Raw genomic sequence first — 23,646 nt, 5'->3', positions numbered from 1 at the left:
CCTGTCTTAGCACTTTTTAGCTACCTTATGGTGTCCTCACGGGTCGAATCCGGATACAAGTTGCCCTGATTGAGCGGATAATCCTCCGTTTCATTCTGATTGCCTTCGCCTACTCCCATTGCCTTGCGGCTTTTGGTTTCGTCGTTGCTATCCTGAACGGTTTCGTCGTATTTATTGTCAGGAGCTTCTTTCTTCTCGCTCGGCGAACAGCTCGCAAGCATCAGTACGCTTAAAAGGACTGGCCCTGTTATTTTTTTGATGAATAATTTCATAGTTCGTTGATGGTTGATTTACTGTATGTATTTTGATTCAGAAAAATACATACTAAAAAAGTACCATTGCTGAAACTAACTTCAATCGCTAAAAACAGGGAATCTATTTCCTCACTCCTACGTCAATTTATACTTTACAAAAAAAGCCTGAAAATGAGTGATTCATTCCCAGGCTTTTACATAAAGCAAACCAGCAAAAACTAACGCGTGCGCAGAATCTTCCGGGTCGTGCGGCGCTGTCCCTGCACAACTTCCAGAATGTATACCCCAAATGGAGCATCCGACAAATCTATTTTTTCTTTAATGAAAGAGGTCGGGGCCTTTGAGGTAATCTGTCTATGAAGCCTCCCATTAGTTTCATAGACCGAAATTTGAAAAGGCACACTTTCATCATTCTGAGCTATAATTTCTACAAAATCAGTTGTAGGATTTGGGTAAATCTGCATGGAAATTTCGGCTGTGGGAAGTTCGGGAACGCCCAACCGTGCCTGCGATGGGGATGATGGGGCTTTCATCACAAAAATTGGTGTTTCTGATACAGCCACCTGCACATAACCATTGGCGGGTGCCACCGTACTAAACGACATGCTGTCACTGCCTGCCTGCGGGGTGTATATCCGCACCGAATCGGTACCACCTACAAAAAGCGAATGCCTGCCTGTGCGGCCTACCTCATCCGGAATAAGCAGAGCGTAGGCAGTCTTGCCTTCAAACTCATATTTATCTACAAGCGGATCCGGATTGATCGTTTCTGTAAAGGTATAGTTCCCCATCAATTTATTGGTCTGCAATAAATAATCTGCTGCAATCCGACGGCTTCGGTCGCTGTTGATCAAACCCGAAGAACCAAACTGAATAGGTGCCAATGGATTGTCGTCGTAAAGCTGATAAAAAAATACTTTCTGAATTCCCGAGCGGGCATAGAGCAACGATGTACGTAAAGTCCAGTCGGCCTGTACCTGTTCGGGAGATTTGTCGCCAATCGGAATCGCTTTCAGCGGACTGCTCTGATTGAGATCGTACCCACTTTCGCTCATCCATACGGGCATATCGTTGGCATAGCGGTGCGCCATTTCGATAAACTGACTGGCTACTTGCCCGGCTAACGACAGCTCAGGCGCCTTGCCACGGGTAGGATAGCCACCCTGCGAAACGTCCGAATCATTGCTATAATAGTGGTAATTAATGACATCCCAGCACAAGTCCACGCTACCATCAGGTTTAAAACCCCGATTCTGCTTGCACCAGTCGATCATCCCCCGCACGTAGTCGACCGTGGGCGAGGCGAGCCCGGCCATCACTACCTGTACCGTAGAATCAGCATTTTTCACACCCACTCCCGGCCCAAGTGTATTTTTATGTCCGTCATAAAAGGCCGACAAATTAGCGGCATATTCGTAGGCAGTTTGGTAAGCTTTGCGGCCTTTCCACCATTTATCGCGTTCGTTGTCGCACTCAATGTATTTAATTAACCCCAACCCTACTTTAACCGTATTAATCGGATCGTGCGTCCATCGGGGATTGGGATTGACACTCAGCAGCGCTGTATCTACCTGCGTATTACTTCCATAGCGGGCTATGTACTGAAACCCGACTTTGGCCTGTTCGATATACGAAGCCGGGTCCGAAAGATCCATACCGTAACGCACGGGTACATTTTCATTATCACGCATGTTTTCGGGATACGTATCCCGCATCCAGGCCGGAATCGTTTTCAGGCACGCCAGCACTTCAATTCCTTCATCCTTGCAGCGTTGGTACACCAGGTCGTAGTCCCAGCCGCCGCTGTGCACAGGGCTGAACGTGTAGCTACCTTCGTTAGATTCCAGTTTTTCCCAGTCCATATAATGACGCACGCCCCGAAAACTTTTGATGGCTTCAAACGCAGGTTCGTTAATTTCCACCGGATTATAAACATTCAGGAAATCCCATTCGAAGGCATTTACCCCAAAGGTATCCGACAACTTGACGGGCGGTTTTGTAGCAGCGGTAGGCGTGGCCGGGGCGGTATATTGCCCATAAAACTCAATTTCGGTAGGAAACATGTACCACAAATTCAGGATCAGGAATTTAATATTGGTATAGGTTGAGTCCAGTTTGAACTGAGAATCTCCGCTCAAATCCCGCTCAGGATAGGGCCCCACCCAGCTCATGTAACGGCTGCCGGTAAAAGTTGCTACGGGAATCTTCTCCCAATTTTCTGTAACCACCGAAAGCGTCATCGGGAACGGTCCGAGGGAACCTTCTCCGTCAAAAAATTTAATGCTTTCCAGCGTAATCGACTCGCCCTCTTCTACGGCATAGTAGGCATCGTAATTTGAAAACATTTTCCCCCAACCCAATTCTACATTTACATTCGTGACACCATCAAACAAGGCAGTCATTGGATAACTGGGCGAATTGAGCTGATACCAACGGGCAGGATCAATCGGAATTTTTACCTGAGCTGTCGGTTCGGGTTCAGGTGTTGGTTCGGGTTCGGGTTCAGGCTCCGGTTGTGGTTCTTCGAGTGGGTCAGGACATGGGCAGTCTGCACCGGAATATCCATAGACCAATACTTTCAGCGGAATGTTATTGCTGTATTTGTGAATTTGAATGGCCTGAGCCGGGATAGAATCCGGTAAAATGAAATCAACGTATGTTAAATACGTTTGACCTGTAAATGTTCCAATCAGCGTTTTCTGTTCGCCATCGAGTGCATAAATAAGGGCGGGATGTTCGGTAAAAACGCCTTCTCCATCAAATAGACTAAGGCGCTTGATGCGGCTGCGAGTGGTGAGTTTGAGCGTTACGTCCACATAGGTAAAATTAGCAGCATCCCAATTACTCTGAACGATACTATCAGTCAGCCAGGGCGAGTAATCCTGTCCTGTGTTTTGACTTGCCCATACGGACGAAAATGTCAGTTTTTCTTCGGTTTGGGCGTAAGCACTCCAAATGAATCCGAAAAATAAAATAGAGGGTAGAAAAATTTTCATACACAATCCTTTTTGGGTTAGAGATTACAAACTATTACGACATCCGGCGTGGAAATCGGACTGATACCAGGATTCAGAACTAGTTTTTGTGTGTGTATGAAAGGCGAATAAGCGGTTGCCCGCTAAGCAAACCATTTAGGGGTAGTATGCCCACTTTCGGCAAATACGGACAATGGCATCTCCTGATATGTTATCAGAATTGATGCGAAATATAGAATAAATTTGTAACTAATTAATAATATTTTTCAAAGAATTATTCGGAAGATTTTCTTTTGGCTTTAACCCAAACCGCACTCTGATTTCCTCGCAAATAACGGGCTATTCCGGCCAGAACGGCATAATTCATGACGCAGAAATAGTAGGGCACAAAAAGCGCTTTTACTTTGATCTTTCGGGTTTGCAGAATATGACCAGTCAAAGCCGCTCCATAAAAGAGAACCTGCCCGGCCAATAGCAAACCGTACACCCAATTATCGGTTTCAAAAACCAGAAGTATATTTAATACAAAAGCCAGCAGCATAAAAAACGGGGTAACGGTCCAACGCAAAACCCGGTGGCCGATATATTGAAAGGTGAGCAGCGGCGCAGGAAAAGGATTGAGCATACTTCGCAACCGGACTACCGACTGAATGCCTCCGGCAGCAATTCGGATTTTGCGTTTCAATTCCTCCTCAATATTTGCGGACGACAACTCGGTAGCGTATGCTTCCGGCTCATAAATGATGCGATAACCCTTTTGGGCAATCAACATGGAAATCATGAAATCGTCCAGAATTGTATCTGCCGGCACAGGTTCATAGAGCTCTCGCCGAATGCTGAACAGTTCTCCGGCTGCGCCAACCACCGAATAAAGCTCAGAATCCCACTTTTTGAGGGTAGATTCGTATTTCCAGTAAAACCCTTCCCCGGCTGTTGCGTCTGAGACATCCTCCTGTGCTACCCGTTTTTCGCCAGCTACTGCTCCTACGGTCGGATCGCTGTAATGCCGGGCGATTGTGCGCAGCGCCTGCGGATTGAGCAGCGTGTTGGCGTCCGTAAAGACGACCAATTCGGTCTGTATCGTTTCCATCACCCGATGAATAGCATGAATTTTCCCTCGACGTTCCGGCGAATGCATCGTGATGATTTCGGGATATTTTGCCAGAAGATGAGGCGTATTATCAGACGAACCATCGGTCACAAAAAGTATTCGGAGGGCATGCCGTGGATAGTCGAGTGCGAGCGTATTTCGTACTTTTTCCTCAATAAGATCTTCCTCATTGTAGGCCGCTACTACAAGCGTAAGCGAAGGAGCGGGCTCTGCAAGGATAGGAATTGGTCGCTTGCCCACTAGTTTTTTGCGCAGTTTTACAAGAACATAAAGGAGTATTCCATAACCCAAAAAGGTAAAAAACACAATAAAGAGACTTAGCCAAAAAAGAAATTCCATCGTAAATTAAGGTAAGGTATAGCCCAAATCTTCACTTTCGGTATCATGCGAAATATGCCACGTCACAGCTCTCAAAAACACAGGAATAAATTCGGAATGCCCACCAACCACGTAGCTGATCAGGTTTCGGGGAGCGACCAAAAATAGGAAGTAAAATAAAAAAATCAGGAAGGTACCCGTGGAAGTATTTCTGCGGATAAACAGGATGCGATTCCGGTTCATGAAGTACTCTTTCAGGGCAGTTTGTTTGCCCACTGAAACCGACTCTTTGTGGTAAATCAACGGTTTCAAATGTACGTGTACATCGTAACCCGCCCGACGGATGCGCTCGGCCCAATCGAGCTCTTCGTAGTAAAGGAAATAGTTTTCGGCCATCGGTCCAGCCTTTTCCAGTGCAGCTCTTCGTATCATCATTGCCGCCCCGTGCGCATAGGCCGTTGGACCGCTCACGTGATCGTATTGACCTTTATCCTCTTCAAACTGTCCGATGCAAGCGTTGCGGGCCGTATAATAATTCATGGGCGTATAACCCGCGTACTGAATCATCGTAGGTTGATCAAAATAGTTGATACGAGGCGATAGCAGGCCGATATTGGGTTTTTGCTCCATTTCCTCAACCATCCATTCCACGAGATTTTCTGTAAACTCTGTGTCGTTATTGACCAAAAAAAGGTAGTCTCCCGTGGCCTGACGAATCCCCAGGTTGTTTCCTCCGGCAAACCCAAGATTTTTATCTGAGCGAATAAATTGAATCTCAGGATACTGCAAAATCCAGTCAGGTACAGGATTAACCCGACTTCCATTATCAATCACTAATATTTCGAGCGCCGGATAGCGGCATTTTTCATGAATAGATTTGATTAGTAACTCAGTTACCAGCGGTTGGTTAAAATTAACCGTAATGATCGACACGACTTTCATGCGCAGGGACTCATAAAAAAGGTAAAATCAATTCTTTATAAAAAATTACAACTACTTTTCTGCCCTATCCGCACCCAGGTTCACTTCGTTGAAATCGTTCGCCAAAAATAAAAGGTTGTTTGCTCAGCTATTTCTTTTTCAAGTTACTTATAATTTCTATTTTTGAACATTTAGGTTAACTATTTATTAAAATTTACTAGTAACCATAAATTTATTAAAGTTCCCGTCCCAGGAATTTGGACTTATTTTTGCTATAACCCTTCTGCCCAATCAAAGAAAAAACTATGAATCATCGCTTTGAAGTACTTGATATTTTCCGGGGATTATTTGCCTCGATGGTTTTTTTCTTTCATTTGGCACCTTTTGCAGAAACCGCATTAATCAGAAATCAATTTGTTGAAAATTCTGATATGTTCGTCGATTTCTTTTTTGTGCTCAGCGGCTTCGTTATTGCCTACCGCTACGAATCCATTGCCGATACGGACGCTCTTTCTTCATTTTTCAGAAAACGTTTTTTTAGACTTTATCCGCTTCATTTGTTCATGTTGCTGGTTTTTCTGGGGCTCGAAGGGCTCAAACTTGTGGTGGCGCCTTATGTTCAGATCAACCAACTCAACAATCCGCACAACTCACTTTCTAATTTTATTTCCTCATTACTTCTACTCAATTCTACCCCCATTTTTGGTGCCAAAGATGTAAGCTGGAATATTCCGAGCTGGTCTATCAGCGCCGAGATGGTTGCATATCTGGTTTTTGGATGTGTCATTTTGCTGGTCAATACGCTCGGTCAGGCTACGCGCCGGGCGTGGATATATGGCGTTGTGATTGCCTTGGCCACGGGTACGCTTATTGGACTTACGGGTGGTTTTGAGTTGAATTATAGTTTCAATTATGGGTTCATTCGTGCCATTATTGGTTTTTTTGGCGGGGTGCTGTGTTTCTACTTTTTTCATCAATTTTCGCCTATTTTTTCTCAGGCTTCTTTTACTTTTTTCAGCATTGCCGAAGCACTGGCATTACTCGGTATTTTGCTGGCAGTGGGCTGGGGCAATTTTCTCAAACCCATCGGATTGGTGTACGACCTCCTGTTTTTTGGGGCAATTTTTATTTTTGCCTTTGAAAAAGGAATCGTTTCTGCATGGCTGAGAAAAATCCCTTTTTTACATACATTAGGAAAATACTCGTATTCCATTTACATGACCCACGCTTTGGTCATCAGCGGCTTTAACGTGCTATTCATCAGACTTCTTCATTTTCCACCTTCGGCTTATTCGTATCTTTTCATTCTCAATTTTGCACTTGTCTATCTGGTTTCGGCCTGGACCTTCAAACACATCGAAATGCGGTTTCAGGCTTTGGAAAAAAGTCGGTCAAAAAAAACGAGCGGTATTGTTTCCTTACCGAAAAATAGAAGTTAATCCCGGGATTATTTTGCCGAAAATCCCGGCAAATAGTTGGCAAGCAACGCTTTCCCTTCCATGAATCCTGTCTTATAAATATCAACATATCGAAACCCGCAGTACCGATTGAGTGCCCATTTTGAAATACCCACACCAATCAGAATAGGCACGATGCCTCCGATGGCAACGCCGTAAATACTCTCGGTTAAATATACTCCCAAAAAAGAGGCACTGACACTCGCCACGAGCATAATGAGTACCTTGATAAAATTGATTCGAGGCTGATGAATGACATCCAGGGTAAGCGCCTGAAAACGATCCAAAGGATAAAGCAAGGCAAAGAGCATAAAAATACGCATGATATTGGCCGCTTCTGTTTCCACATATTTGCTGCCACCAATGATGGCAATGGCAACATCTGCCAATAGAACTGCCACAAGGCAGACTGGCACAAGAGCGAAAGTAATGAGCCCGATGTATTTTTTCATTGTTTGAATAACCCGTTGCCTTTGGCCCTGATTATACCACGCAGCAAGTTCGGGCATACCGGTAGCGGCAAAACTCCGCAGCGGAATTTCGATGAGTTCCATGAGCCGTTGGCCCAAATTATAAATTGCGAGAGCTTCGGGACCCAGCATGAAGTTGATAATGAATGTATTGGACGTTCCAAAAAGATTGGAACTCAGGGTTGTACCCACACTATATTTTCCAAAATCATACAGCTCACGCACTCCTTTTGCGGTTCGGTTGCGAAAAGATGCAGGCCGTGCCCAGCCGGTCAGCAGACAAAATAGGCTGGAAAAAAGTAAACTACCGAGATAAGCATATAGAATAGTGTCAAGGCTTGTCCATTTGATCACTACTAAAATTGTTATTATCAGGATATAAGAACCCTGTGTAGCAAAACGAATGGCCAAAAGGCGATCGAAACGCTGCTCGCCCTGCACCACGCAAGAGGCTACGAAGGTAGGCAAAGAGACGATAAATGCCAGGCTAAACCACCGGACAAAGAGCACCATTGCGGGGTTTTCTATATAATCAATAAAAAGAAAAGCGAGTGAATTGAGCAGAACCAGAATGGCCGTGATACTCAAAGCGACGATCCAGGCCGAGCCAACTACTTCGGTGGCGCGGCGCTCGTCAGATCCGGCATAAAATTTGATAAAGGCAGTAGTAATGAACCCGGAACGAAACGTGTCGACAAACAAATAGGTAGATAAAAAAAATACCCAAAGGCCAATATCAGCCACCGAAAGAGCCCGATAGAGCAGAATCATAGTGAGCATGCCCAATACCGACATGACGCCGTTGCCTGCCAAAGAAAGGAAATGTTTATTCTGTACTTTTTGCCGTAAACTTTGCCACATAGAGAAGAGCGGTAGATAAGATACAAAACCAGGGAGTTAGTTGATTTTTGGGGCAAAATACTAAAAAATATGCCTATTTGATGGGACCTTAAAAAAACACCTTATATTAGTTACAATATTTAGGTGAAACCGTTTCGACCCTTTACTTTTAACTACAAATACAGATCTTCCTTTCATGAACCTGACTGGCCTGCCGCAATGGGTGTTGCCCCATTTATTTCCGAATAAAAAATATCAGGATCTCTCGCCGGCAGAGCTCCAAAGCCTACGACAAAAACTCAGCCGGTTTCAGTCTGAGTCTCCTGATATTTCTGTTGTGATTCCGGCCTGGAACGAAGAGAACAATATTTTCAGGACGCTTTCTTCACTTGCGTCCTCCGAAACCTCCTACCAGGTAGAAATTGTGGTAGTCAACAATAACTCCACCGATGGCACCCAGGCTGTACTTGACGCCTTAGGTGTCCGCAGTTACCTTCAGCCGGTGCAAGGTACGCCGCACGCGCGTCAGATGGGATTGGACAATGCTCGTGGTCGGTTTCATCTTTGCGCAGATTCGGATACATTTTATCCCCCGAAGTGGATTGATCTGATGGTGGCACCGATGGTTGCTGACAAAGGAATTACGGGGGTGTATGGGAGTTATTCGTTTATTCCGCCAGAAGGTCAAAACCGTCTGGGGTTGCGTATGTATGAGTTTTTTGGCGAGATATTTATCCAAATTCGCAAGCGTAACCGGGAGTTCTTAAACGTGTACGGGTTCAACATGGGCTTTGTGACGGAGGTGGGCCGCACCACAGGAGGTTTTAAAGTAGGCGGTGCCCGGATTTATGCCAACATTGTAGGCAGCGACTATGAGAATGAAGCCGAAGACGGACGCATGGCGCTCAACCTGCAAAAAGTCGGGCGATTGCAGCGCGTGACCGACCGCCGGGCGGTGGTGTTTACTTCGCCGCGCCGACTGATGGACGACGGAAGCCTCACCAAAGCATTTCTAAACCGGGCTAAACGACAGCTGAAATCCCTGCGTGAATATTTATTTAATTGACCATTTGTCCGAAACAAGCTTTACTTTCCTTTTAGTATGAATCGCTCCTACCCCGATACCACCTTGCTCATTACGCACTACAACCGCAGCCAATCGCTCGAAAGGCTGCTGAAAACGTTCAGGGAATTAGGATGCCAGTTTGGAGCGATTGTCGTCTCGGACGATAATAGTAAACCTGAACATTTTCTGCGAGTTAAGGAACTGGAAAAAGAGTTTCAGTTTGAACTTGTTACAACTCCGGTCAACAAACGCCTCGGTCATAATATTAACAAAGGTCAGGACGCCGTCAAAACACCGCTGACGCTTTATGTCCAGGAAGATTTTCAGCCCACCGAAAAATTTCCTGAACATTTTGACCACGCCCTTACCCTCATGCGCACCGAACCCGAATGGGATTTGATTCGGTTTTATGCCTATTTTAAACATCCAAACCTTAAACCGCATACGTACGGATTTTCGGAAATGATTTTCTCATGGCTTGATCCCGATCATCTGAAATTCTACGTGTATAGCGACCATCCTCACCTCCGTAGAAGTACTTTTTTTGAAAAATTTGGTCGCTACGCTGAGCTCGGCAACATGAACGACGGCGAGTTTCACATGGCACTGAGTTTTATCAAAAATAAAGGAAGAGCCCTGTTTTTTGAAGATTACAGCTCGTTGTTCTATCAAAAAAACTCTTCTTCTGAACCAAGCACCATCGATCGGCCCGATTGGCGTACGAGAAAAAACCCGCTGATTCAGGGACTTCGAATGCTGTACCTCCCGGTGCGTTGGCTCAAAAACACCGCTCAGCTCATTTTTTTTAAAACCCAAAACTGACCGACATCCTCATGATTTCCCCCCATACATTCCCGACCGTAACGCTCCTCATTACGCACTACAACCGCAGCGCCTCACTCGAACGACTCCTGAAAGCGTTCTCGGATCTTCGGTGTCAGTTTGGAAGCATTGTTGTTTCTGACGATGGAAGTCAGCCGGAACATCAGCGAAAATTGAGTGAATTACAGCGTACATATTTTTTTAAACTCGTCAGTACCCCAAAAAATAGAGGACTCGGCAATAATCTCAACAAAGGTCAGGATGCGGTCAATACTCCGCTGACGTTGTATGTGCAGGAAGACTTTGTCCCAACGGAGTTGTTTCCTTCCAAACTAAAATCGTCCATAAAGTTTATGCAGCAGGATCCTTCGCTCGATATGGTGCGCTACTACGCTTACTTCAAATATCCCTACCTGCGGCCTTTGGCGGAGGGTTTTTCTTACATGCGTTTTAGTCTGCTTTCGTGGGGCTATCAAAAATTTTATGTGTATAGCGATCACCCGCACCTTCGTCGTTCGTCATTTTTTGCAAAATTCGGGCGATATATAGAAGGTAGAAAAGGCGATGTGACGGAATATCAGATGATGATGTCGTTTTTGACAAAAAAAGGGAAAGCGCTTTTTTATGAAGATTTTCAGGATTTATTTATACAAAAAAACAGCGAAGACGAACCCAGCACCATGAAACGCAATATGCTCAGAGAGAGCGATCAGGTGTTTATCGTGTGGGCGCGGCATTTGTATCGGCACCTGAAATTTAATGCTGATTACGTTTTTTTTAGGGGCTAATAATTAAGGTTTTACCGTAGCAATAGCGGAACAAATTTCGGCCACGCTGTTTTCCCACGTATGTTGCGACGCAAAAGAACGGCGGGCATCCTGCCGGGCCGGATTGTCTTCCGCAAGCGCCTGTTCGATCAGTTGAACGTAATCTTCTTTGGACTCGGCAAGATATACGTGCTCTTCAAAAACCTCCATAGCTTCGGTGCGAGTCGCTACGGTAGCCTTACCCATTGCTAGATATTCATCAATTTTTCGTGGATAATTCCCGATCGTTACCTCGTTGAGGAGTTGCGGATTCAGGCATACATCAAAGGCGTTGATGTAGGCAGGCAACTCGCTGACATCCCGCGACCCCGTAAAGTGTACATTCGGAAAATCTTTCAGATCACTTGCCTGAAATTGATTGTCTGGTGGGCCCACAAAAATCAATTGCCAATCGGGGCGGGTTTTCGCAATAAATTTCAGCAGGTCAATATCCAGCCTCAGCGCCTGCAAAGCCCCTACATAACCAATTCGCGGGCCGGGAATTACCGAAAGCTCTGCGGGAACGGGGCTAGTCAATCCAGCTTCAAAAAGCGAGAGATCACAGCCTTGCCCTACATAAAACGAGCGGGGATTGTACCGCAGGCAATAGCGCTGTAAGTATACAGAATTGGCTACACAGACATCACTTTTGGCAATCAGCTGTGGTTCAAGTTCGGTTCCGTGTTTTTTCCAGTAGTCAACCGCCAGCATAAAATCCCGGGAATAGTAGACAGAAACACTGGGCTTTAAGAAATCTTTCAGATAAAAACTCCGAAACATATCGTTGTCATTGAACAGCACAAAATCCTTAAACCCGAGCAAAGAGACGGCTTTCAGGATGGAGTCTGCAAAGATTCGGTTGTTGCGTTTGTTAAGCACCACAAATAAGCTGTGCCACGAAATCCAGTGAACAGATTCAACCAGTCGGTCAGGGTATAGTACCCACAGATTATCTCCTATTTGTTCCAGACCATTTTCTTTTTTATCAATAACCCTTTTTCTTTTCAGGATTTTGGGGTCAGAGCCATTTCGTAAAAGACTGCCCCGGTCGAGGGGAGAATTTACATACAGCACGCGGTGCTTTTTGCTCAGTTCAAGTGCAATGTTTTTACAATTACTCCCAATTTCAACATCCCAGGGCTGCTGACCTGTAATGATAAAATCGGTAGACAAACGTGTGTGTATAGAAGGGCTAGTCATGGAAATCTAGGTGTTACAAGGTATATTATACTGTTTTGGACAGGCCTTGGCCAACGGCCTCCTGCTCCTTTTGATCCAGTAGGTACGTACAATTAATAAGCGCTACGGCCACATAAAAAAAGATACTCGTTGGAAATTGTACAAGCGCTTCCTGCGGATAATTCCCAACATTGAGTGCATACACAATGAGCGTCATCGCCAGGCAATACGCTTTAAGTTCAGGATTTTTTATGTTATAATAATTATTTATACCGGTTTTTAGAATGGTATACATGAGCATACAAAAAATAAACAGCCCGACCCAACCAAGTTCTACGGCCACGCGCACATAGCCGCTATCCGGTGGAAAATTGGCCAAAAATGAATGCGGTGCAAAGCGCTGCCCCCATACGCCGGTAGCGCCCAACCCGCCCCCAAAAGGATGCGACTGAATGAATGGTTGTATCCTTTTCTGATTATAGGACCTGAGGTTAAATGAATCATCATTGGAGGGTTTAAATGCACTTTGAAAACGGTAAAGTGTTGTATTTGAAGTTGGTACAAAAATTAAACCTATAAAAAAAACAGCACCAATGATTGACAGAATCAGAATAGTCCGATTGAGGTTCAGAATGGCAAATAGGGCAAACCCCGCCGGAATGAGTACGTAGGCACCGCGTGTTCCTGAAAAAAGCATGGTGAACAGGTAAAATCCCATGAGGCAAAGCAACACAATTTTTTTCCAGGACTGTCGGGCTGCCTTTAACACACCTAAGCATAACAAACTGGAAACAACCATATTATAAGAGAAAGATACCGGATCAGAAAAGATCGAATACTTACGCCAATGTCCATTAATAAACAGCAAATCAGCAATGAGCGGGTCAGAGTTGAGCCAGGCTTGCTCGGCAGCTGAAAAACCAAAATATTCCTGTTTGAAGGCATAGGCTGCGCCAATAAATGCCAGTACCAACCACATTTTTACTAAAAACCGAATGAAGGAAACCGTCCGAATATGATACATAAAAATATAGTACATAAGCGTGACGCTTGCTGTTGTCCGGACCGTATAGAGCCACGACATGCGGGATTCGGCAGTAGGATTTCCAAACTGCAACAGATTATAAATCACCCAAATACCGACCCAGGTGGCAATTGGCCCACGAAAAACAGACCAGTCGGGGGCGGTTTTCTGATGAGCAAAAAAGCCCAGAATGAGTAGCAGCTGTATGCCGTCGAGTGTGGTTCCCCACGGAAAGTTGATTCCCAACCGGATGATCATGAAGAGCATGTAGGCCATCAGTAGCAGAACCGTGATTCCAAAACGAGGATAGGCAACAATCGAATAAACACCCGGAATTACCCACAAGCCAATAACCAAAACGCCCGGGTAAATGCCCCAAACCGCACTCGAAATGCCAATGAGAATGGATGCGGCAATCAAAATCAGAATTCCGGTACGCTCGTAGGTGCGTGTAGCTTCCGGCCAAAGCCGAAATTTGCTTTTACCATCGTGCGTGAGAATGCCGGAAGGAGATGAAAGCGAAGCCCTATTCACTAAAAGAAGACGATTTTAAAAAAGAATACAAATACACTGACAAACACAAGCGCAAGCGCTACCTTCCGGGTGATTGGATCCAGCGGATTAGACTCCTGAATACCCTCTTCGGAATTGGTTCTTTTCTTTTTCTTGGGAAGTACTTTCATAATCAGAACTGACTGCTGACGTTAATTGAACTAATCTTCATACCCTTTTATTCGGTTTGTCCATGACGAGTGGCCACCGATACCTGATTGGCTTTTCGAACTTTTGCCAATGCCAGTAATTGAAAGAAAATAAACGACGGGACCTTGCGCAACGACCGATAGATGCGCTCATCTGCACCCGAAATCACCAAGGCTGCAAAAAAACTAGTGGCAAAGAGTATCAAACCTGACAACCAAACTAACGACACCCACGGCGCAATCCAGAGGTTAATCATCAAAAAAAGTACCGATAGAATCAAAAAGATAAAGAGGGGCGGGCGTTGTAAAACCAGGCCAAAAAGTAATTTATTCCAATTGAAACCGGTGATTCCCTGTCCAATGAGCGAATAGCCGTAGGAAAAATATCGAAACCAGGTATTAATCCACCGCGCGCGCTGCTTCACAAGCTGATCGGTGCCGGTGGTTTTTTCGTCGTATACAATACTTTGTGGGGCAAAAGCTATGCGGTGGCCTCGCCGCACGATTTCGTACTGCAATACTTTGTCGAAACCTGCTCCTTCCACGGTCAGGTGTTCGAGGCATTCTCTATACAAAGCCGTGGTGAATGCCATGCCTGATCCTGCCAAAGTTGCCGAAGAACCCGCGCCAAACAACGCTTCTCCATCAAAAAAATGATAGTACATATCCCGCGCAGCGTCCAGGCAGGCATAGGTTGTGTTTAAGTTCTTGGCTTTTCGATATCCCTGAACCGCCTGATAGCCCTGGTCAAAAAATGGATTCAGGTTGTTAAGATAGTCCGGGTCAGTGAGGTTGTCGCTGTCAATAATTGTGAGGCGCTCATGCGGACGCTGAAAGCGGGAAATTGCGTAAAAATGCGACTTGGTATTGCTGCTGAGTACTTCTTCGGGGCGCAATAGAATAACCCGGGAGTCAGGAATTTTGAAGCCCGAAACATCACATTTATCGGCGACAACGTAAATCAGGTAGTTGGAATAGTTGAGTTTCAGCAACGAAGCCAGCACATCCGGAATCTGTTGCATCTGTTCGTAGGCCGTCACAATGATGGCGTAGTCGGGCTCGGTTGGGTCTATCAGGTTTTTTGTCGTGATGCTGCTACTTTTTTTTCGCAAAAAAAACAGGCACCCAATCAGCCACGGAAAGATGAGATTGAAACCAAAAAATAGCTGAACTCCCAGCCAGATATAGTAGAATAGATTCATGTGCGCACCAGATTTATTTCTATAAGCAAGAGAACGGTTACTGTATACTGTTAAAAACGGGTGGCTCGCCTTGTTAGCGACAGATGCTGGTCTAGGAGAAATTGGATTTTTTATTCAGCACCCATCCGGAAAAACGATCTCCCAGACTTTCCAGATAGCTGATTGCAGGTTGATGCGCATTTTTTATTGTACGCCCGGACTCAAATACCATCAGTACATGATCAGCAAAGGAAAACCACTCTTTGGCTTTATTCAAAGCATTCATAGCATCTGCTTCTACAAGAATAATGTCGTACTGCGTGCGCAGAAATTGAAATTTTTTCTGCAAAAATTCCCCGCTTTCCGTTTCCAGCAACGAAATATCTCCACCTCGATTTCCGACGATATGTATATAATTGGAATCTTTTCCTGAACTCACAGGGGCAGGTTCATGAATAGAAAGGTGGGAAAAATCCTTGCCTTTCCCCAGTATACTTAGTTCGGGGTGGTTATAATTTCCATCAATTATCAGCACTTTTTTGCTGACTTTGGCAAAGGCCCACGCCAAACCCAGCACTACGCTGGTTTTACCTTCCTTATTTCCAAGGCTCGATACTACAATAATCTGAGATGCCTCGCTTTCCTCCTGACTCAACAACTCGTATCGAATAGACCGCACCAAACTGTGGTACAGTTTCATAGGCGCTTGGGGGGGATCAGGTTCCCAGATTTTTTCGGGACTCAGGCCACCGGGTACATCGTTCAAATGCCCAAGAACGGGCAAATTGGTCGCGTTAGCCAGCTGAGTGGAATCCCATAGAGATTTATCAATAAAATAAATAACAAAAAACACCAAAAGACTGAGCGAGAAGGTAGCAATACCTGCTACTAAAATCAGGATTTTTTTCTTGGAGGGTTGCTTGGTTCCGGGCACTGCTTTTTCAATGATTTGCAACTGCATCGGAAAGCTTGCGCCCATCCGCTTTTCGTTGTAGCGTTGCAGAGCTTCAATATATTCCTTGCTGGCAATGTCAATATTTGCTTCATATTCCTGCACCTTGGCCTCGTTAGGCACCAATCCATCAAGTTTTCGGTTCAACCGATCAATTTCTTTTTGAATGGTTCCGGCGCTATTGACGGCAATATCAAGCGAGGTTTCCATCCCTAGCTTTTGGGTCACCAGGTTTGACTTCACGGCCAAAGGGCTATACGCATAGGTATCACTTCCTGCATTTATTTGCCGATCAAGCTGACTTTTGAGGGAGTCAACACGTGTCTTCATGGCCGGATCAAAATTGCTTTGTACGTAGGCATCATTTGCGGCTTTCAGATTTTGTTTAAGGCCAACAATTCCCTGATTTATATCGCTTACGGCACTTTCGAGGTAGCGCCTGTCGGCTGGGTTAAACTTTTTATCGATGGATCGAATGGCGGCCGAGTAGCCCTGAATATCTTTTTGAATAACCTCGCGGCGGGTCTCAAAATCTGCAAGTTGCCCGTACAAGCTACGGGCCTGCTCATTCAGATTCAGGACGCGATTCTGAATCTTGTAATTTTTGAGCGTGTTCATGGATTCTGCCAGAGCAGCCTGTTTCTGCATCATCACATCGTACAAAAACTCCACTGCCTTGTTATTATTTTCGACAATCCTGGTAGAGTAATACGTAATGAATTCGTTATTCAGGGTATTAAGCACAAAAGCCGACATAATGGGCGAATGAGCTTCAAATTCACTCGTAATGTAGTCGCTGTTATTTTTCCGGTAAATGAGCAGTTTCTTTTGAAGCGAAACATCATCATATTCCAGCTGTTCGAGCCACCAGCGCAGTTTTCGTTCCAGTTCGGTTGACTGTGAGAGTTCGTCGCGCATTTTATACTTTTCCTTAAAAACTGCGATTGCCTCTCTCCGGTCTTTGGTCGACATGGTTTGTAATATTTCGGATTTTGCCTGAAAAGCCGCTGTGGGTTGCTTGTTTTCAAAAGCATTCAAATCGTGCAGCATTAAGGCATAAGAAACCTGATCCAGCATTTTTTTCAAAAGCATCATCTGAATCATCGTGTCAAACCGGCGATTGATCTCCGATTCCAGTTCAGACTGATTACCGTCGAGTACCTGTGCGGATTTATCGACCAACCCGGTGGCAATTCTCACCTGCGATTTGAACTGACCGGGCATTTCTTTTACCAAAAAATAGACAACAACCATTGCGACCAATGGCAATAGAATCAGAACGAATTTGTTCCGATACAGCAACTTCACATAACGCATCAATTCACTCATCGGATCGTCGCCAGTTTTTGTCCAATCAATTCTTCCAGGTCGCTTTGGGCAATCAGCATTTCACTTTCAGCCGCCAACTTTCCCTGCGTATGATCAGAAAGCATCAGTAATACTTTGTTATAATTTTCGAGAGTCTCCGTTCCGTTTTGGTACTTATATTTAATTTCTTTCAACATGCTTTCAACGTCCAGAAAAGCAGCAGATTTGAGTCGATAAACCGAGCGACGCTGTATATACTGAATGTAGCGTCGCTTTACCTCCGCTTCCAGATTAAGCAAATAAGCATCCTGATCGTACTGCGCAATTTTAAATTCGCTGTTGGCCTGTCGAATGACGTAGGGTTTTTGTAAAATGGCCCCAATATTGATAAAGATCGCAAACTGATACCCGTTCAAAAAGGAGGGATTTACAGCCGCAATCGTTTGGGTAGGACTAAACAGGTACGAAAATGAAAGCAGATCAAAATACGATAGCCGTGCTTTTTTCAGGAGTTGATTGGCCATCGTAACATTTTCCTGGTACCGTTTGGCCGTTGGATAATTCGTTTTGGCAATCCCAATCAACCGCTCCATAAAAGGCATAGACATCTCGTCCGCAAGTGTTTCCTGCGCATGAAGAGGAGCACCCCAAAAAAGGAGCAGGCCCAGGACACATAAATTTTTCTTACAACGGTTACTCATTTTGCACTTTTTGAAAGTAGGTCAAATATCACACCAAAATGTTCTGTGCAACTAAATTTGCACTGTATATTCGTGAAATATTTTTCTTTTTTATCGTATACAAATAATACAATCTATTTTTGTCACTGATGGTTCGTACTTTTCACCTGTATCCATAAGTTGGCATCATTTTTACACCCTAATCTTTTAAGCGTATGTCGGTGGCGGAGTACATAAAAACAAATCCAAAGCTTAAAAAGCTGATTCACCGGATGCTGATTCCAAAAGATGAAGCTCGTCCGCGACTTTGGGTCAAATGGTTTGTTAATCCATTTATACATCAGAGAGGTAAATCAGTTAAAATCCGGCGACGTGTCAGGATGGATGTGCTGCCGTTTAATCATTTTTCAATTGGTGATCATTCCACAATTGAGGAATTCAGTACGATAAATAATGGCGTGGGCGATGTTTCTATTGGCCAAAATACCCTCATCGGGTTAAGTAATGTGATTATCGGTCCGGTAACGATCGGAAACAACGTAATCATGGCGCAGCATGTAGTTGTAAGCGGGCTGAACCATACCTACGAAAACACCACGATTCCGATTAAAGATCAGGGTACGTACACACGCCCTATTTGCATTAACGATGATTGTTGGATCGGTGCAAATGTGGTCATTACGGCAGGAGTCAAGGTTGGATTTCATTCGATTGTTGCAGCCGGATCAGTGGTTACAAAAGACGTCCCTCCACTCTGTATAGTTGGTGGCAATCCTGCCCGAATTCTCAAACGATACAATGCTGAAACATCCGCCTGGGAAAAGGAAAAAGTGAGCTTTTCTTAACATGTAATCGAGCATCTGAACCAGTTCATTACACGTTTTCGGATTGAAAAAGAGCCGGAAATGTCATGAAAATAATTTTCATGTCCATTTTAAAAGAAAAGTTCTTTACGTACTCAATATCAAGCTGAATCCGCTCTTCTTCTGACATATCTTCCTTGCCCTTGCCACGTTTGGTTACCTGCCAAAGGCCTGTCAATCCGCCCGGTCCGGCAAATCGCAGAATTTTATCATCAGTAGTTAATTTCTCAGCTTCATACAATGGCAGCGGACGGTTACCGACCAACGACATATCTCCTTTGAGAATATTCAGCAACTGAGGCAATTCATCAAGGCTCGTATTTCTCAAAAATTTCCCAACGCGAGTGATTCGTGGGTCATTCTGAAACTTCATAAAGGCTGCTGCCTGTTCTTTTTCTTCTTTGTACTTAAGCTCACAGATTTCCTTATTATCAAAGAAAAGTAGCTTTTGACATTTTCCCAACGACTGACACTCGCTGCACAAATCGCTTCCGGAGGTATCCGACTCTACTTTCGACGCGCGGCTGTACATACTTTGAGAGGCCATTTTTGAAATGAGCTGATCAGCATCCGTTCGCATGGTTCGGAATTTATAAAGGCTAAAAATCTTATAACCGCTTCCAACCCGCTTAGATTTATAAAGGATTGGCCCTCGGGAATCAAAGCGAATCAAAAGAGCTACCAACAACAAAATTGGCGATAGGCACAGCAGCGCAAATGACGTAGCCGCTACATCCATTGCCCGCTTCCAGAAGGGAGTTTCGACGCCTATTTTTTCTATTTTTTCCGAAGCACTTTTTGCTCTAAGAAGCTGCCGTTTGGCCAAATACTGCATCCTGACGTACAGATCTCCTTCCTGATCGTAGAGCGAATATACATCGTCTGCTCGCTTTGTTTTGGCTTTTTGGATGACTTCTTTGGAAAGCTCTTTGACCAGAATAATGAATGGAATATTTTCAATCGTACCTCGCTTACGAACTTCATCAAGCAGAATCCAACCATCACTACGTTCGTCTGCCACCACCACGTCTACCGAAGGATTCTCTTCCAGTACTTCCAGCACTTCTTCTATACTATCAAGATAGTCGATAGAAAACTGAGAGCCGAATCGTTCATAAAAACGCTTGCAGGTCTGAATGTCGCGAATTAAACACAGGACATTAAAATACTCTTCGAGGGGGTTGATCTCCGTCAACGTTTGTCCCTGCGCAGTAGTTTGGTTTTCCAAAGTCAGGAGAAACGCTTAGTTCTACGGAGAATTGCATTAATTTTTGCCTGAACTTCCATTGGGTTGAAGGGCTTAACCATAAAGTCATCTGCCCCCAAATTCAGGCACTGAATCCTGTCATTACTGGAATCCGAACCCGAAAGAATCACCACCGGAATATCTGCGTACAGATTGCTTGCCTTAGTGATTTTCAGAAATTCGATTCCATTCAGGTTGGGCATATTGAGATCGGCAATTATAATGTCAACTTCATTTCCTTCTTCCAACCACTGTAAGCCCTCGTTTCCGTCGCTTTTGGTAGTTATCAGGTATTCCTTTTTCAGAAAATGTTCCAAAATTTTACTGATAGCCGGTTCGTCGTCAATAATTAGTAGTTTTTTCATGAGGATTTCTTACATGTAAAAAATTGAGCCCATACAAGTTGAACAATTTATGGTATAACTTCCTATGATTTTCAGCAATTAATGCAGTGTTTAGAATCATCAAAATTTCGTGCACTTTACATTACTGGTCTTTTTTCTGAGTAATGATAACAATACGCTGCTTCTTAGTAGCCTGTAAAAGCTGTATCGTCAGTACTTGTGTACCAGCAACAAATCGAATTAAATCCATCTTCGGGTGAAATTAAGTAACTAAGTCAAGACTTTCAAATGTTTAGTTAAATAATGTTTACATACATTTTATGAATCTTTTATTAAATGATGGGTCACATATTAAAACTCTCTACCCTTATATAAGTAGCCATAATATGATATATGGAATACAACTTGATTTACAGGTGGTTGAAATTGAAAACAAACCAACGTTAAGACCTTACTAATGCTCCAAAGTCATACAAATGTAGAGGAAAATCACAGTCCTTATCTACCTAAATTCAATGAATTAGCTCATCAATTTGTAAAGAATTAAAAAATCTTTTGCCAGCCAAAATATTCATCATCCAAAGACGTCATTTCTAACCCAAACGTGTTATCTGTTCCCCCAGGTCTATACATGCCTAACCTGCGATAGATCGTTCAAACTCGGTTAAGCATCAGATCTAACTATTTTCCGACAAGCCAAGTTTAATCAAACTGGACACTGAATATATGTAACTCAACAAAAATTGTATAAGAATATAAGGCATCTTTTCACTGAAAAAAGTATTGATTCAATCCAATTTTACATTGGAAATAGATAACTTGCGCGGCAATTCATGAGATAACAACCGAGAAAGATCTTTATTTCTTTTTCAGTTATTAGTTCAACTTTTCTTTTGCAGGCAATACTAAACACTATTGGTGCCAGTATCTGCCTGTGGTTGCAAAAAAATGGAATAGATGTATACCAAAAAAATGTACTACCTTGATTTTGCGTCAAAGCAAATTCTGTTGCGCTGAACCCAAACCTGACTTTTACTAATGAATAAATCACTCAAAATTTTTATTTGGTCCCTCTCGGCTGCACTTGGTGGCTTTCTCTTTGGCTTTGATACAGCCGTAATTTCTGGCGCAGAGCAAACTCTTCAGGCATTATGGAATTCTAACGCATTTGAACATGGATTAACAGTATCAATTGCGCTCATAGGAACTGTGATCGGAGCACTTTTTGGCGGACTACCGGCGGATAAATACGGTCGTAGAAATAGTCTTTTCCTGGTAGCTATGCTCTACCTTGTATCTGCTATTGGCTCAGCGCTGGTATCTGATTGGTTTTTGTTCCTGATTTTCCGATTTATTGGAGGAGTAGGAGTAGGTATATCATCGGTGGTAGCACCCATGTATATCTCTGAAATTGCACCACCCAGCAGGCGTGGACGCCTGGTTGCTCTTTTTCAGTTCAATATTGTTTTAGGAATCTTGGTTTCATACCTTTCAAACTACGCACTTGAAGGTATAGGTGAAAATGCATGGCGATGGATGCTCGGGGTTGAAGCGTTTCCCGCAATTCTTTTCATGGCCTCCCTATTCTTCATTCCTGAAAGTCCACGTTGGCTGATTTTGAAACGGGGCAAAATTGAAGAAGCACGTGCAATTTTAAGTACAACTGATGAAGATGAAGCAAACACAGTTGTAACGGCGATTCTTAATAGTCACCGGGAATCAGATTCAACTACCTCTTTTACAGATTTATTCAAACCTATCTACAAAACTCCTGTTCGATTAGCCGTTCTATTTGCGTTGTTCAATCAGCTTTCCGGCATAAATGCCATTATTTACTATGCACCACGGGTATTTGAAATGGCAGGATTAGGTAAGGAGTCTGCCCTACTTTCTTCTGCTGGCATTGGCCTGGTAAATCTGATATCCACACTTGTTGGCCTAACGTTAATTGACAAATTTGGCAGGAAATATCTCATGCAAATTGGCTCTTTTGGCTTAATTGGATCCCTGGCAATGGTTTCTTATTATTTCTTCATAGGCCTAGGAGGAATACAGGTACCTGTTTTTCTCTTCGTTTATATTGCATTTTTTGCCATGTCTCAGGGTGCAGTCATCTGGGTGTTCATCTCCGAAATTTTCCCAAATGACATCCGGGCATACGGTCAGGCTTTGGGGAGTTTTACCCACTGGATTGCTGCGGCAATTATCTCCTTTATATTTCCATTTATTGCCGAAACCTTTGGCGGCGGGCTTACTTTTGCCTTTTTCACCGGCATGATGATTTTACAATTACTATTTGTTTGGAAAATGATGCCGGAAACAAAAGGCACGTCGCTTGAAAAGATTGAGGATGATGTTATTATTAGTGCCTAATGGCAACCCATTCCTACGGGGATCTTGATCAGGCAAATATTTTAAAGGAAACTTTGAGGCTTTTCTTCGGTAAGGTTAATCCCAAAATAGCCGATAGCTGGGCCTCAGGCTTTAGATAATACTGACAGCCTCTCGATTCCTAACCTTCTTTATCTATTGTTTCCTTTAAATAAGCCCATACGTTTGGTAGTAGTCTGGTTAAGTCTCCCTATTGTACCACATGCGATGGTACTTTGTTACCTTTATAAGATGAGTCAGGATATGGCAGGCTCTAAGATCTGAGTAGGCTTGCATAGTCAAGACAAATAAATGTTGGTTGTGACATTCAGCTCATCATCTGGGCTTGATAGGAAAAGAAATTTTGGTCTGGAAGTAAAATCATGTAGAAAAATGGTTGAAATATAGCCTGCGTAAAGCTTAGCCGGACTCTCCCCGGAACTGCCTCGTGGATTTAATTTCGGATTAAGACCAAATGTTATGAACCATCTTGATTAAGCATATCAATTCCGCAACTTTCTAATTTGCTCCACAACTTTTTGATTTGCTCCCCCTTACCTTCCCTGTTCCGGCTTTGAAGCGATCAGCAACAAAAAAAGCGGGCTCGGGGATTATCTGAGCCCGCTTGGGGATTAATAGTATGGCGGCTACCTACTTTACCGGCTATGAAACCAGTATCATCGGCGGTGAGGCCGGGGTTGCGACCAACCTTAACTTCTCTGTTCGGGATGGGAAGAGGTGATTAGATGAGGTGAGCC

General features: G+C 43.9%; 19 protein-coding genes. 6 read left to right on the top strand and 13 right to left on the bottom strand.

Annotation, left to right across the window (positions count from 1 at the left end; translation table 11 throughout):
• Positions 1-20: 20 nt before the first annotated feature.
• From EZE20_RS21865 to EZE20_RS21850, 4 genes are all read right to left on the bottom strand, one after another.
• Complete coding sequence (locus EZE20_RS21865; RefSeq protein ID WP_132121774.1) at positions 21-272, bottom strand: hypothetical protein; 252 nt, start codon at positions 270-272, stop codon at positions 21-23.
• Between the two features lie 200 nt (positions 273-472).
• Entirely contained in the window at positions 473-3,250 is a 2,778-nt protein-coding gene (locus EZE20_RS24300) for a T9SS type A sorting domain-containing protein (protein ID WP_132121772.1), read from the bottom strand.
• 253 nt (positions 3,251-3,503) lie between these two features.
• Positions 3,504-4,679, bottom strand: a complete 1,176-nt coding sequence (locus EZE20_RS21855; RefSeq protein ID WP_132121770.1) for a glycosyltransferase family 2 protein — start codon at positions 4,677-4,679, stop codon at positions 3,504-3,506.
• 6 nt (positions 4,680-4,685) lie between these two features.
• Positions 4,686-5,600, bottom strand: a complete 915-nt coding sequence (locus EZE20_RS21850; protein ID WP_132121768.1) for a glycosyltransferase family 2 protein — start codon at positions 5,598-5,600, stop codon at positions 4,686-4,688.
• A 284-nt stretch (positions 5,601-5,884) separates the two neighbouring features.
• Here EZE20_RS21850 and EZE20_RS21845 point away from each other — a divergent pair, with 284 nt between their 5' ends.
• The gene (locus tag EZE20_RS21845) at positions 5,885-7,018 is read left to right on the top strand and encodes an acyltransferase family protein (protein ID WP_132121766.1); all 1,134 of its coding nucleotides are present in this window, start codon (positions 5,885-5,887) and stop codon (positions 7,016-7,018) included.
• An 8-nt stretch (positions 7,019-7,026) separates the two neighbouring features.
• Here EZE20_RS21845 and EZE20_RS21840 read toward each other — a convergent pair whose 3' ends face one another.
• A complete protein-coding gene (locus tag EZE20_RS21840) occupies positions 7,027-8,367 on the bottom strand; it encodes a lipopolysaccharide biosynthesis protein (RefSeq protein ID WP_132121764.1) in 1,341 nt (446 codons plus the stop codon).
• A 175-nt stretch (positions 8,368-8,542) separates the two neighbouring features.
• On the opposite strand from EZE20_RS21840, the gene EZE20_RS21835 reads away from it, so the two are divergent.
• Genes EZE20_RS21835 through EZE20_RS21825 form a run of 3 tightly spaced genes read left to right on the top strand, consistent with a single transcriptional unit; the run spans position 8,543 to position 11,022 of the window.
• Positions 8,543-9,412, top strand: coding sequence for a glycosyltransferase family 2 protein (locus tag EZE20_RS21835; protein WP_132121762.1), 870 nt, complete (start codon positions 8,543-8,545; stop codon positions 9,410-9,412).
• A gap of 36 nt (positions 9,413-9,448) precedes the next feature.
• Positions 9,449-10,234, top strand: coding sequence for a glycosyltransferase (locus tag EZE20_RS21830; RefSeq protein WP_132121760.1), 786 nt, complete (start codon positions 9,449-9,451; stop codon positions 10,232-10,234).
• A gap of 11 nt (positions 10,235-10,245) precedes the next feature.
• On the top strand, positions 10,246-11,022 hold the full coding sequence (locus EZE20_RS21825) for a glycosyltransferase family 2 protein (RefSeq protein WP_132121758.1): 777 nt from the start codon (positions 10,246-10,248) through the stop codon (positions 11,020-11,022).
• Positions 11,023-11,025: 3 nt separating this feature from the next.
• Here EZE20_RS21825 and EZE20_RS21820 read toward each other — a convergent pair whose 3' ends face one another.
• From EZE20_RS21820 to EZE20_RS21800, 6 genes are all read right to left on the bottom strand, one after another.
• The gene (locus EZE20_RS21820) at positions 11,026-12,240 is read right to left on the bottom strand and encodes a glycosyltransferase (RefSeq protein WP_132121756.1); all 1,215 of its coding nucleotides are present in this window, start codon (positions 12,238-12,240) and stop codon (positions 11,026-11,028) included.
• Between the two features lie 25 nt (positions 12,241-12,265).
• The gene (locus EZE20_RS21815; protein WP_228713949.1) at positions 12,266-13,777 is read right to left on the bottom strand and encodes an O-antigen ligase family protein; all 1,512 of its coding nucleotides are present in this window, start codon (positions 13,775-13,777) and stop codon (positions 12,266-12,268) included.
• Positions 13,777-13,926 (bottom strand): hypothetical protein, encoded by a 150-nt coding sequence (locus tag EZE20_RS24165; RefSeq protein ID WP_165933543.1) that lies wholly within the window; start codon positions 13,924-13,926, stop codon positions 13,777-13,779. The genes EZE20_RS21815 and EZE20_RS24165 overlap by 1 nt, the downstream gene beginning before the upstream one ends.
• A gap of 47 nt (positions 13,927-13,973) precedes the next feature.
• Positions 13,974-15,146, bottom strand: a complete 1,173-nt coding sequence (locus tag EZE20_RS21810; protein ID WP_132121754.1) for a glycosyltransferase — start codon at positions 15,144-15,146, stop codon at positions 13,974-13,976.
• 91 nt (positions 15,147-15,237) lie between these two features.
• The gene (locus EZE20_RS21805) at positions 15,238-17,406 is read right to left on the bottom strand and encodes an exopolysaccharide transport family protein (RefSeq protein ID WP_132121752.1); all 2,169 of its coding nucleotides are present in this window, start codon (positions 17,404-17,406) and stop codon (positions 15,238-15,240) included.
• Positions 17,403-18,086, bottom strand: coding sequence for a TolC family protein (locus EZE20_RS21800; protein WP_132121750.1), 684 nt, complete (start codon positions 18,084-18,086; stop codon positions 17,403-17,405). The genes EZE20_RS21805 and EZE20_RS21800 overlap by 4 nt, the downstream gene beginning before the upstream one ends.
• A gap of 194 nt (positions 18,087-18,280) precedes the next feature.
• On the opposite strand from EZE20_RS21800, the gene EZE20_RS21795 reads away from it, so the two are divergent.
• Positions 18,281-18,910, top strand: coding sequence for an acyltransferase (locus EZE20_RS21795; RefSeq protein ID WP_132121748.1), 630 nt, complete (start codon positions 18,281-18,283; stop codon positions 18,908-18,910).
• A 28-nt stretch (positions 18,911-18,938) separates the two neighbouring features.
• Here the strand turns inward: EZE20_RS21795 and EZE20_RS21790 are convergent, their stop codons facing one another.
• Together EZE20_RS21790 and EZE20_RS21785 are read right to left on the bottom strand one after the other, a co-directional pair.
• Positions 18,939-20,156: a sugar transferase gene (locus EZE20_RS21790; RefSeq protein WP_228713947.1), complete on the bottom strand. Its 1,218-nt coding sequence runs from the start codon at positions 20,154-20,156 to the stop codon at positions 18,939-18,941.
• Between the two features lie 2 nt (positions 20,157-20,158).
• Complete coding sequence (locus EZE20_RS21785) at positions 20,159-20,539, bottom strand: response regulator transcription factor (protein WP_132121746.1); 381 nt, start codon at positions 20,537-20,539, stop codon at positions 20,159-20,161.
• Positions 20,540-21,556: 1,017 nt separating this feature from the next.
• Here EZE20_RS21785 and EZE20_RS21780 point away from each other — a divergent pair.
• On the top strand, positions 21,557-22,891 hold the full coding sequence (locus tag EZE20_RS21780; protein WP_132121744.1) for a sugar porter family MFS transporter: 1,335 nt from the start codon (positions 21,557-21,559) through the stop codon (positions 22,889-22,891).
• Positions 22,892-23,646 lie beyond the last annotated feature (755 nt).

It is taken from the genome of Arundinibacter roseus (assembly GCF_004348825.1).
Lineage (GTDB): Bacteria > Bacteroidota > Bacteroidia > Cytophagales > Spirosomataceae > Arundinibacter > Arundinibacter roseus.
The sequence above is the reverse complement of the archived record's forward strand: the minus strand, read 5'-3'. Positions and strand labels throughout refer to the sequence as shown.